The organism is Chryseobacterium sp. Marseille-Q3244, from assembly GCF_940807095.1.
Classification (GTDB): domain Bacteria; phylum Bacteroidota; class Bacteroidia; order Flavobacteriales; family Weeksellaceae; genus Chryseobacterium.
Window position 1 is genome coordinate 283700 of sequence record NZ_CALNWX010000003.1, and the last position, 12803, is coordinate 296502.

At 35.6% G+C, this 12803-nt stretch carries 11 protein-coding genes; 3 read left to right on the forward strand and 8 right to left on the reverse strand.

The features are described from left to right. Window positions 1–4: 4 nt before the first annotated feature. Together NBX25_RS07115 and NBX25_RS07120 are read right to left on the reverse strand one after the other, a co-directional pair. Entirely contained in the window at window positions 5–883 is an 879-nt protein-coding gene (locus NBX25_RS07115) for an AraC family transcriptional regulator (protein WP_250253283.1), read from the reverse strand. A 126-nt stretch (window positions 884–1009) separates the two neighbouring features. Further along, a complete protein-coding gene (locus tag NBX25_RS07120; RefSeq protein ID WP_250253284.1) occupies window positions 1010–3688 on the reverse strand; it encodes a reprolysin-like metallopeptidase in 2679 nt (892 codons plus the stop codon). Window positions 3689–3869: 181 nt separating this feature from the next. Here NBX25_RS07120 and NBX25_RS07125 point away from each other — a divergent pair, with 181 nt between their 5' ends. Both NBX25_RS07125 and NBX25_RS07130 read left to right on the forward strand, forming a co-directional pair. Next, window positions 3870–4214: a MerR family transcriptional regulator gene (locus tag NBX25_RS07125; protein ID WP_123908413.1), complete on the forward strand. Its 345-nt coding sequence runs from the start codon at window positions 3870–3872 to the stop codon at window positions 4212–4214. Between the two features lie 152 nt (window positions 4215–4366). Beyond that, window positions 4367–5650 carry a ComEA family DNA-binding protein gene (locus NBX25_RS07130; RefSeq protein WP_250253285.1) on the forward strand — a complete coding sequence of 428 codons (1284 nt, stop codon included), beginning with the start codon at window positions 4367–4369 and terminating at the stop codon, window positions 5648–5650. A gap of 103 nt (window positions 5651–5753) precedes the next feature. On the opposite strand, the gene rluF is transcribed toward NBX25_RS07130, so the two are convergent. The 5 genes from rluF to NBX25_RS07155 form a co-directional block, all read right to left on the reverse strand. Continuing rightward, on the reverse strand, window positions 5754–6476 hold the full coding sequence (gene rluF / locus NBX25_RS07135; RefSeq protein WP_123908415.1) for a 23S rRNA pseudouridine(2604) synthase RluF: 723 nt from the start codon (window positions 6474–6476) through the stop codon (window positions 5754–5756). 26 nt (window positions 6477–6502) lie between these two features. Then, window positions 6503–7201, reverse strand: a complete 699-nt coding sequence (gene truB / locus NBX25_RS07140) for a tRNA pseudouridine(55) synthase TruB (RefSeq protein WP_123908416.1) — start codon at window positions 7199–7201, stop codon at window positions 6503–6505. A gap of 21 nt (window positions 7202–7222) precedes the next feature. Then, window positions 7223–8041 carry an undecaprenyl-diphosphate phosphatase gene (locus NBX25_RS07145; RefSeq protein ID WP_123908417.1) on the reverse strand — a complete coding sequence of 273 codons (819 nt, stop codon included), beginning with the start codon at window positions 8039–8041 and terminating at the stop codon, window positions 7223–7225. Between the two features lie 98 nt (window positions 8042–8139). Beyond that, on the reverse strand, window positions 8140–8436 hold the full coding sequence (locus NBX25_RS07150; RefSeq protein WP_123859904.1) for a DUF3098 domain-containing protein: 297 nt from the start codon (window positions 8434–8436) through the stop codon (window positions 8140–8142). 2 nt (window positions 8437–8438) lie between these two features. Further along, the gene (locus tag NBX25_RS07155; RefSeq protein WP_123908418.1) at window positions 8439–9338 is read right to left on the reverse strand and encodes a cell division protein FtsX; all 900 of its coding nucleotides are present in this window, start codon (window positions 9336–9338) and stop codon (window positions 8439–8441) included. 92 nt (window positions 9339–9430) lie between these two features. Here NBX25_RS07155 and rsmA point away from each other — a divergent pair, with 92 nt between their 5' ends. Further along, window positions 9431–10201 carry a 16S rRNA (adenine(1518)-N(6)/adenine(1519)-N(6))-dimethyltransferase RsmA gene (gene rsmA / locus NBX25_RS07160; protein ID WP_123908419.1) on the forward strand — a complete coding sequence of 257 codons (771 nt, stop codon included), beginning with the start codon at window positions 9431–9433 and terminating at the stop codon, window positions 10199–10201. Window positions 10202–10291: 90 nt separating this feature from the next. Here the strand turns inward: rsmA and NBX25_RS07165 are convergent, their stop codons facing one another. Continuing rightward, window positions 10292–12565 carry a choice-of-anchor L domain-containing protein gene (locus tag NBX25_RS07165; protein WP_349815568.1) on the reverse strand — a complete coding sequence of 758 codons (2274 nt, stop codon included), beginning with the start codon at window positions 12563–12565 and terminating at the stop codon, window positions 10292–10294. Window positions 12566–12803 lie beyond the last annotated feature (238 nt).

Sequence of the window (12803 nt, forward strand, 5' to 3'; positions counted from 1 at the left end):
CAAATTAGGCCTTATATTTCCTCATAAACTGAGTAGGGGTCATTCCGGAACTTTTCCGGAAGACTCTTACAAAGTAAGAATATTCTTCATAGCCGAGTCTGAAAGCAATATCAACAAGGTTTTCATCGAGGTACATCAACATTCTTTTGGCTTCAAGCACTACCCTTTCGGTAATAACTTCTGTAGCTGTTTTCTGTACGACAGCCTGTACAGTCCTATTCAGGTGCTTTGATGAAATCCCTAGTAAAGACGCATAATAAGCAATGGATTTATGTTCCGTAAAATACTGCTCTATAAGGCTTTCAAAATCCTGATAATGCTTAAAATAAGAAAGGCCGGCAGAAGAAGTCAGCGTATCAAAGTCTTTTGAAAACAAACGGGTTGAATTGATAAAAATCTGCGACATTAATGACAGGATAAGTCCATTTTTCATCAGATGGTTAGACTGCTGTTCTTTTTCCAGTTCCTTAAATAAGTGAATTTTCTTTGACAGTTCTATAGCATCCAACTGCAATTTTCTAGGAAAAGAAACTGATCCGAAAAAAGGAAAATTTCTCAGTTTCTGATTCACATAATGCATTTCATAAAATTCCTGAGAACAAAAGAAAATATATCCTTCTATATCTTCCGAAAGTTCCCAGCTGTGAATTTGTCCTGGTGATAGAAAAAAAAGGCTTCCTTCTGAAACCTCATACCGCTGAAAATCTATCTCATGAATTCCATTTCCCTGTGTAAAAAGCACAGCAGCATAAAAGTCATGTCTATGAGGTTTTTCTATATGCTGATGCCCTACAATCAAATGGTTTTTCATCGTATTAAAATAAAAATCAGAAGGATTCTTACCCTGAAAAAGATCAATATGAAGAACAGAAATTGAATTCATCCTATATTTTATAAGAAAAGGATTAATAAATGGGGGATAAAAATACTATAAATAAAACCAAGCTACAAATTACGACATAAAAAAGGACCGACTATTGCCGATCCTTTTTATACAATGTAATGATTATTATTTTATAACCAATTTGCTGTTGTATACTCCTTTCGAAGAACTGATACTGATTACATATACTCCTTTCGGTACATTAACATTCAGTTCTTTGGTATTATTTCCTTCACTCTGATAGACTGATGAATAAATCAATCTTCCACTTGAATCAAATAAAGTGACTTTCACTTCCCCTTTTATATTCTGAGATTTGATAAAGAAATTACCGTCACTTGGGTTAGGATACACTTTAATATCATCAGCTAACAGAGAAGATACCTCTCTGGTTGCAAGGCTCTGATTCTGGGTTTCCTGAGTACATACTTCAAGCGACCATCCGGTAATAGTTCCAGCATTTCCTGCGTTATTATCTGTTGCAAAAAGCTTCCATTCTCCTTGTGCAGAATGTCCTTTAAATATACCCAAAGATTCATTTGATTTGGTCTCTCCCTGAACTGGAGAAGTACAGGTAACTGCAGCTCCTGTATCACTAAATGAAGCTGTAATACCCGATTGTCCCGAACACTGTCTGTTCCAGAAAAGAGCTGATGATCCTACCGGACTTTCAATACCAATCGCCAATTGGCTTACACTTGGATGGGTAACCGCTGGAGTCACTTTTATTTTGGTAATGGTTCCCGTATTATTAACCATTAAAGGAATTGTTATTCTTGGAGCTGATATACCGCTACCGCCTGGACCGTCTGTAATGGCTACGGGACCTCCGCTATAAGTGTAAGTATTACAAATTTCACCTGTCACATTATAATCAATCACAAAACTAGGGCTCACTGCATAATAGATGTTATCCACTGCTTCAATCAAAATATAAGCATTGGACGAAGTAGAACCAACAGGAATCGTTATTTGTTCATTACCATCATTAGGGGTATTAGCGGCAATAATGCTAAATGTCTTTCCACCATCTTTAGATAATTTGATATTTACATTTGCTGTATTCACCGGCGCTGCATTTGTACCGGCAACATTCCAGGTAATATTCACAGTTGCACCGGAGCTCAATGACTGACCAAACACCGGAGCTGTTACCTGAAAAGGCCCTGATACAGCATCCACGGTTATTACCATTCCATCTTTTGAAACTTGTGGCTGTAATGGATTATTATTTCTTACAGTAGCTGCAAAATTAAGATTCCTAGCTACACTTGATACACTTTCCCAACGGGTTGATAAAACACCTGCCAATACTTTATTGAAATCCGGAAAATATCTTACTAATGAGTTTACCGGAGGGAAAGATCTGAAAGTAGGGCCTGTTGGCTTTGCAGGGTAAGCTGAGGAAATATCTCCCGCTCCAATTTGAGCCGCTGCGGCCTGATCTGTTTGCTCCCAGTTATAGGTATAAGAAATAGTATTAACATCGTTAGTAGATGCTTTTAAAACAAATGCTGTTGATTTAGGAATTGTATAATCGAGTCCGGCATTAATAGTAGGAGCAGGATCTATAAAAGGGGTATTGGTCCCACAGCTTAAGCTGTTTAATTTAGTTCTGATCTGGGTGATACTATTGGTATGATAATAATCGTTAGAATTAAACTGAACATCAGAAGCCGTAGTAATTCCGGTATATGCCATTATGGTACTTCCGCTTCCAGGTTCTACTTTTTGATCTGCCTGCGAAGATCTGTAGGTATAAGAATGTCCGGCTCCCAGCTGATGCCCCATTTCATGAGCGACATAGTCTATATCAAATTTATCTCCTTCCGGAAAATTGTGAGCAGTCCATCCTCCTCCTTTTGAGCTACTCCCACAAATAACTCCTACGAAGGCAGATCCGTTACCGCCTTTCTTATCAATCAGATGTCCCATATCATAATCTTCAGTAGGGATTCTTGCTGATATCTGGGCATGGGCTTCGCTAGGGCCACCATTGGTATAAGGATCAGATGCAGGATCTAAGAAAATGATAGTTTCATTATTCGCAATCAGATTAAAATGAAAAGAAAGATCTTTTTCAAAAACACTGTTAAGACGGGTAAGACTAGCATTCATTGCGGCCAGAATTACAGCTTTCTTCTGTACATCTGTAGCTGTTGCAGGGGTTCCGGCTGCCGTTAAATGATACTGTGCATATTCTCCCGTACAGGATAATGCCAATCTGAAAATATTAAAACCAACTGCTTTTTTATTTACAGCATCGTTTTTTTTTTCGGTAGCGTTCTTCTCCACCTCCTCTACTGTGGAACATTCGAAAGGTTCTTTTTCCTGTCCTCTTCTTCCATTGGAATCAAAAACAGCATAAATTGTTCTGTCTTCAGTATAAGGTTCTATAAACTCTGATATTCCGGAACGGGTAATCATAGAAGAAAATCCTACAGGAGATAGACTAAATCTTAAATAGACACTTGGATCTTCCAATGCGGTACCTACATAAGATTTAATATCTGGATATTTTGCCTGTAATTCAGGAGCCATATTGGAAAACTCCCAAACCTGGAATTTTTCCAATCTCCCCTGGGCTGTAGGAAGAGAAATAATAGTTCCTTTTTGACTTGAAAAACGGACCGGTACATTTTTTAAAAGCTGTTTAAGCTGATTGGTATCCAGAGAATAAAGTCCTGCAAATTCAAGCTTTTCCTGTGATTTTTTAACTTTTTGAGCCCGAAGTTCGGTTCTTGTCCACTGTGAAGACCCAAAGAAAGGAATTACCAGTGCAAAAATGAATAAATAATATTTCATAATCGTCATATTTTAATGTGTTTCACTAAGTTATAAAAAAAAACATTTGTTTTTTATTTTTTCACAACATCATGAAAATATATTTTATTTCAATTAAAAACCAGGTTATCACAGGACTTTGCAAGATATATTTGGATGAAACTTTAAAAAATTTTTATCTTTGAAGTTTAGGAGCTGTAAAATGAAAATAAACTTACCTGATAAACTGTATTATTCTATAGGAGAAGTCGCTAAGGCATTCGATGTAAATACTTCATTAATACGATATTGGGAACAGGAATTTCCTATCATCAAACCTAAAAAGAATAGAAAAGGAAATCGTTACTTCACTCCTGAGGATATCAAAAACCTACAGATGATCTATCATTTGGTAAAAGAGAAGGGATACACGCTTGATGGAGCCCGTGTTGCTTTAACTACCAACAGTAAGATTTCAGAAACCATTACTATCATTGACCGTCTCGAATTTGTAAAAGCCGAACTTTTAAAACTGAAAGAATCATTGGGTGATAGGGACACTGAATAGTTTCTTCGCCTTCCTTTAAATAATTCTACCCCAAAGAATATTAAGGTCTTAATTTTTAACAGACTGTACTTTTTATATTCTAATATCAACCATTACAACCTTCGTTATTGTGAGGTATGGTTTTTATCAATATGTTTATACTTTATATACACATGATGAGAAAAAACTATTACCAAAAACTGGCTTTTATGGTCATTGTATTGGCTATTCTATTAGCTTTTCAGAAATATACTCGCAAAGATAAGGAGCCTTTTCCTGAGATAAAATTCATTGCCGGAACTTCAGTTAATGCCAACTTAACAGATTTTGACCCCAATATTTTAAGTCCGGAACGTTGGCAAAAGCTCGGCTTTTCTGAAAAACAGGTATCTACTATCCTTAAATATAAAGACATTGTAGGCGGGACTTTTACGTCAAAAGAACAATTGAAAAAATGTTATGCTATTTCAGATGAAAAATTTGAAGAACTGAAACCCTTCATTCTGCTTCCTGAAGCTTCTGAAAAGAATAATTCCCAACCTGCTAACAACTTTGAAAAGAAAGAAATTAAGGTTTCCGGAAAGTTTAATCCAGATATGAAAACTGTCCGTGATTGGATTAAAATGGGATTCAGTGAAAAACAGGCGGAAGCTATTCTAAAATATAAAAACTATCTTGGAGGAAGCTTTATAAGTAAAGAAAAGTTCAGAGAATGCTTTATCATTTCTCCTGAAAATTATAATAAGCTGGAATCTTATTTACTGTTGCCGGCAAAAACTCCTGAGAACTTTAAAGCCTCTGGAGCCCGTTATCCTGAAAAGATAAAAATACAATATCATACTTTTGATCCGAACCGTCTGGATGTTGAGGGATGGCAAAAACTTGGTTTTTCTGAGAAACAGGCTCAGATTATTGTGAATTACCGCGATAGAAATCTCGGAGGTAGCTTTAAAGATATTGATGATCTACAAAAATGCTTTGTAATTTCTGCCGAGAAATTTCAGGAGATGAAACCTTTTATCAAGCTCAGTCCAGCGACTGTAAAGAAAGAAGAGAAACAGCAAGAAAAAACTGATTTCTCAAAAACAGATCTCAATACCATTACCTTTAAGCAGCTTATAGAGTTTGGACTGGATGAAAAGAGTGCCGGCTCTATGATTGGCTTTAGAAAAAAGCTGAGGGGATTTGTTAATAAACAACAGATTCTGGATACCTATAATATTGATAAGGAAGGGGTTCAAAAATTAATATCCATTGCCCCATTGGATACTTCCAGCGTTCCTAAATACACATTAACAGATGCTCCTGAAGAATGGTTGAAAGATCATCCTTATTTTAAATATTCTGCTGACAAAATTATCTTCTATCGCATCACCTATCCTGATGACAAGAAAATTTTGAAATTTCTGAAATTAAAACCTGAATATGAAGAAAAAATGAAATTATACTTAAAATAAAAACAAGTCATCCTTGCTTATATAAAACATTACCCATACGTCATAAAAAAAGTAGGAAAACCACTTCCTACTTTTTTATTGATAACTTATTAATTATTGAATCTTAATCAATTGTTTTACTTGAGTCTGTAAGCAAACCGTTTAATGCATTAAGCTCATCCTCGGTTAAGTCTCTCCATTTTCCGATTGGGAGATCCAGTTTGATATTCATGATACGAATCCTTTTCAGCTTTTTTACATCATAGCCCAAGTATTCACACATTCTGCGGATTTGCCTGTTTAAACCTTGGGTAAGAATAATTCTGAAATTCATTTCATCAATCTTCTCCACTTCACATTTCTTGGTCACAGTATCCAGAATAGGAACTCCGTTTCTCATTTTTTCCAGAAACCTTGGAGTGATCGGCTTGTCTACACGGACCAAGTATTCTTTTTCGTGATTATTTCTGGCTCGTAGAATTTTATTTACAATGTCACCATCACTGGTTAAAAGAATAAGTCCTTCACTGGGTTTATCCAGCCTTCCGATTGGAAAAATTCTTTTGGGGTGGCTGATATAATCTACGATATTATTCTTTTCACGTTTGGTATCTGTGGTACATACAATTCCTACAGGTTTATTGAAAGCAATATAAACTGGTTTTTCCTGTGGTTCTCTAATGGGCTTGCCATCTACTTCTACCAGATCTTCATCAGAAACTTTGGTTCCCAGTTCAGGAATTTTACCGTTAATTGTTATTCTTCCTTCTTCCAACAGCTTATCAGCTGCTCTTCTTGAACAGTAACCTACTTCTGATAAATATTTATTGATACGTGTCTTTTCCATGAATTCTTTCCGTAACCGGAATTATTTTATTCTCCTTGAAATCTAAAATCATTATTTAAAAACTGAGCTGTAGCATCTTCGATTTTATAATCTCCGATTTTTGTTCTTCTCAATTGTGTTAAATAAGCTCCTACTCCTAATTCCTGCCCAATATCATGAGCGAGACTTCTGATGTAGGTTCCTTTTGAACATCCCACTGTAAAGCTTATCAAAGGAAACTCTATTACAATATCTTTAAGATAATGAATGGTTGTTTTTCTGGACTTCATTTCCACTTCTTCTCCTGCTCTAGCCAGATTATAGGCTCTTTCACCATCAATCTTTATTGCAGAATAAACCGGTGGTTTCTGTTCGATTTCGCCAACGAATTTTTCCAATGCTTCTTTTACCTGTTCTTCAGTGATATGCGAAATATCCTGATGAAGGATTTCAGGCTTTTCAGTGTCGTAAGATTCAGTTTGTACTCCTATTTTAATCTCTGTCCAGTATTCTTTAGGAGCATCCTGAATTTCAGGAATTTTTTTCGTGAATTTTCCACAGCAAACAATCAGAAGCCCGGTTGCTCTTGGATCCAGGGTTCCTGCATGTCCGATTTTAAATTTTTTAGGAAGGTCAAACTCCCTTTTAAGTTTATATTTCATTTTATTGACAGCCTGGAAGGAAGTCCAGTCCAAAGGCTTATCCAATAAAAAAATGTATCCTGATTTCAGTTCTTCCGCCGTCATTAATGGATATATGAATGTTTTTTATTTAAAGAAATAAAAATAGATTAGTAAAGCAATTCCTACGAAAATACGGTACCATCCCCAAGGTCTGAAACCATATTTGTTAAGTACACCAATGAATGCTTTGATAGCAATAAGAGCTACAATAAATGCCACCACATTTCCTATCACGAAGATCATAATGTGATCTTGTGAAGCCATAATCATTTCATATCCTTTCTGTGGATTAGCCGTTTCTTTTCCCCATGTCTTTACAAAAACGGAATACACTGTTACCGCCAACATAGTAGGCACTGCAAGAAAGAAAGAAAATTCTGCAGCCGCTTTCCTGGTAAGTCCCTGTGTCATCCCTCCAATAATAGATGCTGCACTACGGCTTGTTCCCGGCATCATTGCCAGACACTGCCAGAATCCTATGGTTACCGCCTTTCTTATCGTAATTCCTTTTTCATCATCAATTTTAGGGTTTTTAAACCATTTATCAGCAAACAATAAAACTACTCCACCTAAAACCAATACTGAAGAAATAGCAATCTGATTTCCCAGAACGGCTTCAATTTTATCATCGAATAAATATCCTAATACCAATGCAGGAACTACTGCAAAGGCCAGTTTAAAATAAAACTGAATATTATTCAAATCGAAAAACTTCTTCCAATACGCCACTACAACTGACAAAATAGCCCCAAACTGAATGGAAACCTGAAACATTTTCAAAAATTCATCATCGGGCATTCCCAATAAATTGGCAGTGAATCCCATGTGTGCTGTAGATGAGATAGGAAGATATTCTGTTAATCCCTCTACAATGGCAATAATAATTGCTTTGATTAAATCCATATTCTTTTACAAAAATTAAAAGATTAAGAGATTGAGATATTTAAAGTACTGGACTCTAAATGTCTTAATCTCTTAATCTCAAAATATAAATTTTTAATTTATTTTCTTTTTAAAATAGCGTAGACTTCTATTACAAAACCTATCACAACAAATAACGGAGCAATTCTGATCCTTCTGATAGAAAAGATATCGTCATTCCAAGAATTGGGGTCAAATTTACCATCTACGGTATTGGCATCAGCTCCCATCATCAAAAGAAATCCAACCACAATAAATGCCAGCCCGATCAGCATCCATTTGAAGTTCTCTTTTCCGAAGTAGAATGTATTTTCCTGTGGCACTTCTGCTTCGCTTCCGAAGTCTGAAGCAGAAAATTTATTTGTTTTTTTGCTCATTTTTAAGAGTAATATAAGTCGTCAACGTTTGATTTTAAGAATCTCCATGTTGCAAAAATAGTACTTAAGACGGAAATAAAAATTCCTACTCCCAATACTAAGATTACCAACCAGAAATACTGATTATTGTCCTGTACAAAAGCGGATCCTATCTGGCTTGTAAAATAATACCAAACACCCCCTAAGGCAATAAGACCAATTACAGAACCAATTGCCCCTAAAACAATGGCTTCAATGATAAAAGGCTTAAGAATAAATCTTCTTTTTGCGCCCACCAGCTGCATGGTTTTAATAATAAATCTCTTGGAGAAAATTTTAAGACGGATAGAATTGTTAATTAACACTACAGCCAATACTAAAAACAGCAATGAAAATCCAAAAATCCATTTTAAAATTCTGCTCAGGTTATTGTACACATCTACCATCAAAGTACTGTCATTCTTTACATCGATAATGCCAGGAACTGATTTTATGACTTTGATCGCTTCATCAATTTTCGCAGGATCTACATATTCAGGTTTTAAAGCAACTTCAATAGATGATGGGAAGATGTTTTCTTCAAATAACGCATCACTATCAATTCCCATACTCTTTTTAGCTTCCTTGGCAGCCATGCTTCTTGAAATATAGGTTGCTTTTTTTACAGGAGCTAACGTCTGTACCTTTTTAAAAGTTTCTTCCTCTAGTTTTGCAATTTTTACAGAATCTTTAGCGTCATAATTTTCATCAAAGTAAGCGTTCACCACCAATTGTTCTTTGATATAGTCAGAATACTTCTGGGCATTAATTAAAATAAGTCCCATTAATCCTAACAAAAATAACACTAAGGCAATACTTATCACTACTGTAATATTGCTGGACCGAAGCCTTTTCTTATTAAACTCATCTACAGATTTAGCCATTAATATTAAAATTTTTGGCTAAAATAGAAAAAATCTTCCGAAATTTGGGAACGAAAAAGAGAAAATCACTGTTAATAAAATCATAAAAAACATTGAGTGTAAAAGCAAAAAAGCATCTTGGTCAACACTTTTTGACAGATGAAAACATCGCAAGAAAAATTGTAGAAGGTCTTAGTTTTGAGAACTATAATAACATCATGGAAGTAGGTCCCGGAATGGGGGTTCTTACCAAATATCTTCTTGAAAAAGATCAGAACATTTATCTTGCCGAAATTGACACGGAATCTATAGAATACCTGAAAAATAATTATTCTAAGGTTACGGAAAGTACTTTTGTAGGAGATTTCCTGAAGCAGGATTTTAATTTTATCAAAGATGAGCAGATTGCGATTATCGGGAACTTCCCGTATAATATTTCATCGCAGATATTATTCCAGATCGTTGATTATTACGAGCTGATTCCTGAAATGGTGGGAATGTTCCAGAAAGAAGTAGCTGAAAGAACCGCTGCTGTTCCAAGAACTAAAAATTATGGTATTCTTTCCGTTCTTATTCAGGCTTATTATGACGTTTCCTATATGTTTACGGTCCATGAGAATGTCTTTAATCCACCACCAAAGGTAAAATCGGGCGTTATCCGCCTTACAAGAAATCCTAAAGAAGGACTAACCGGTAATGAGATTCTTTTTAAGCAGATTGTAAAGACAGGTTTCAATCAAAGAAGAAAAAAACTCTCCAATGCATTAAAGACACTGAACATTCCTGAAGCTTTGAAAGGTCATGAATTTTTAGATAAAAGAGCAGAAGAACTTAGTGTTTCTGACTTCATCCACTTTGCTAACCTCTGGAAAGAAAACCAATAAGATATATAAAAAAACTCCTTTAATGAGGAGCTTTTATCAGTATTTCTATAAAAAGAAAGCCTTTCAGATGAAAGGCTTTCTTTTATTATATTATTCTCTGTTTTTCAACATGATCCAACCGGACCAGTTCATCTGAGTTTTAGATTTTGGATATTCATAAGTAAACTTATACCAATACGTTGCAGATGGCAATCTCTTACCCAGTAAAGTACCATCCCAAATTGGTGTTTCTTTTGTGAACCTGAACATCTCTACTCCATACCTGTCATAGATAGAACCTGTAAAGTTTTTGAACTGACCCAAAGCCTTTAGATCTAATACATCATTAATTCCATCATTATTGGGAGTAATAAAATTATTGATCTGTAAAGTAAAGAAGTCAAAAGTTCCTACACAGTGAGTTCCTACTCTTCTTACCAGAATGGTATAATTCACATTATCTAAAAGTCCAGAAAACACATTAGATTCCTGCCATGTAATTCGATTATCAATAGAATATTCCAGACTGCTTGGCGTATTATTCATTGGAGGATTTTCTGCAGTAACTGTCAGTGTTTTTTTAGATGTCTGATAATCTATTCCGGTTACATAAGGAATGGCAGCTCCTAATACTTTAGCAGAGAAGATTTTTTTACAATATCCATTATCAATTTCAACGGTATAGATTCCCCATTTCTCAACATCTATCTTTTGGGTAGTAGCTCCTGTACTCCATTTGTATTTATATTTAGGTCCGGCTCCTGCATCAAGAGTAACACGATCTCCGTCACATATTTCAACGTCTGCCAATGTACTTTTAATTTCAGGAACAACCTCAATTCTTATGGTTGCAGGATTAAGAGATTTACATCCTTTTGCTCCTATTGCATATACAGTAAATACGGTAGTCTGGTGTAGGGTAACCGTCTGCATATTGCCTGTTCCCGGGAAGTTGCTCCAAAGATAAGTATCTCCTCCTTCAGCCGTAAGTGTTACAGATTCTCCCGGGCATATCTGTATAGAAGATGTTTTCAGTTTAGCAACTGGGGTTTCTTCTTTAAGTAATTTCAACTCAACCAATTTGCTACAGAAACCTCCGTTGGAAACAACCACATATAATATCTGACCATCATTACCATTGTAGTTAAGGATATTTTGGATATAACTATTATTCTCAGCAACAGCATCCGTCTTATTTTCATAAAACTTGAATATAGCTCCTGGAGTTGTACTAATTGTTGATTTAATGCTACTTAAATCAAAAGTGGTAATATCCGGCGTAGTACAAAGCAGTAATGTAGCATCATTTGCCTGAGGTGTTGTCCCTCCATGAATTTCTATGGAAGCTTTACCCGGACAAGGGTTTCCAGGGACACTTACCTGAATAGTATAGGTCCCGGGTTGTGTAGCGGTAACTACATTGGTGGTAGCATTAGGAATCAAAGTTCCGTTATAAAACCACTGGTATAATAAGTTCGGATCATTTACAGAAGCGGTAAGTATCTGAGGTACATTATCACATACATTAATATCGCTAGGTAATTTTGTTCCACCAGGGCCTAAAAGATCTACGCCTATATTGAAGGATCCTCCTTCCAAAAATACTGCGGAATCATAACTATGGTCAAGATAATCAGCAATAACCATTTTGAAGTGATATTGCTGTCCTGCTACTACATCAGCTACTGCTGTAAGCGGAACCGTTCTTCCATTAAAGTTTGTTTCAATATTGGCAGTATTATACCCTCCAAAATACTGTTGATTTACAGCTCCACAAGTAGTTCCGATTGCAGGGTGAATATTGGTAATACTTACCGGTCCGGCTCCTCCCGGTAATATTGCCATGTTTGTGTAAGGGCCTCCCGATGTAGGCTTCAGTAATATAATGAAAGCATCCGCATATTTACATGGGAATGTCCCCGTATATTCTTCAGATGCAAGTAAATAATTAAATTTAATTTGAGAAGTGGTAGGAACAAAGTCAAACTCCAGAAGTACCGCGTCATTTAAATCAGCTTCCGGCACTCCAATAACCTGTGCCAAATCAGTATCCGTTCCCCCACCATTGGTATCACTATTGCTGGCTTCAAAATTATTACCAGCCTTTCTTGCATATCCCGTCGAAAGAACAATTCCGTCTTTAAAAGGGAAATTAGTTGTTGCCTTATGGAAGTATCCCCAGGCTCTGTTTGCATCACCTACAGCATGATTAGGTGTGATTTTCACATTGGTTACATTAGGAGTAATACAGGTATTTGTTCCAGATGAAATCAATACATCTTTTACCAATTTTTCTATACTAAAACTGGATTCCGGGTATCCCGGAGCATTCACATCAATAAAAGCTCCGGCCTTTTTAGACTGAGCAGTCGCCTGCTTTTTCATAAATGGCCTAGGCTGATGATTCTGAGAAAACGAAAAATTCGAGATGAATAAAAAAAACAAACAAAGCGGTAGGTATCTTATCATAATATTTTTGTTTCAACAAATTTAATTTTTTTTTAAATATACCATACACATATTTATGTTTTTTATAAAAAAACTACAACATTTCAAGCAACAATACACATCTACCAATAATTAAACCGTTTTTAATAAAATGATAATTCAAATTCCAAATATA

Coding starts and splice junctions, on each gene's coding strand:
- NBX25_RS07115 (WP_250253283.1), bottom strand. CDS start 883: ATGAATTCAATTTCTGTTCTTCATATTGATCTTTTTCAGGGTAAGAAT.
- NBX25_RS07120 (WP_250253284.1), bottom strand. CDS start 3,688: ATGAAATATTATTTATTCATTTTTGCACTGGTAATTCCTTTCTTTGGG.
- NBX25_RS07125 (WP_123908413.1), top strand. CDS start 3,870: ATGAAAATAAACTTACCTGATAAACTGTATTATTCTATAGGAGAAGTC.
- NBX25_RS07130 (WP_250253285.1), top strand. CDS start 4,367: ATGATGAGAAAAAACTATTACCAAAAACTGGCTTTTATGGTCATTGTA.
- rluF (WP_123908415.1), bottom strand. CDS start 6,476: ATGGAAAAGACACGTATCAATAAATATTTATCAGAAGTAGGTTACTGT.
- truB (WP_123908416.1), bottom strand. CDS start 7,201: ATGACGGCGGAAGAACTGAAATCAGGATACATTTTTTTATTGGATAAG.
- NBX25_RS07145 (WP_123908417.1), bottom strand. CDS start 8,041: ATGGATTTAATCAAAGCAATTATTATTGCCATTGTAGAGGGATTAACA.
- NBX25_RS07150 (WP_123859904.1), bottom strand. CDS start 8,436: ATGAGCAAAAAAACAAATAAATTTTCTGCTTCAGACTTCGGAAGCGAA.
- NBX25_RS07155 (WP_123908418.1), bottom strand. CDS start 9,338: ATGGCTAAATCTGTAGATGAGTTTAATAAGAAAAGGCTTCGGTCCAGC.
- NBX25_RS07165 (WP_349815568.1), bottom strand. CDS start 12,565: ATGAAAAAGCAGGCGACTGCTCAGTCTAAAAAGGCCGGAGCTTTTATT.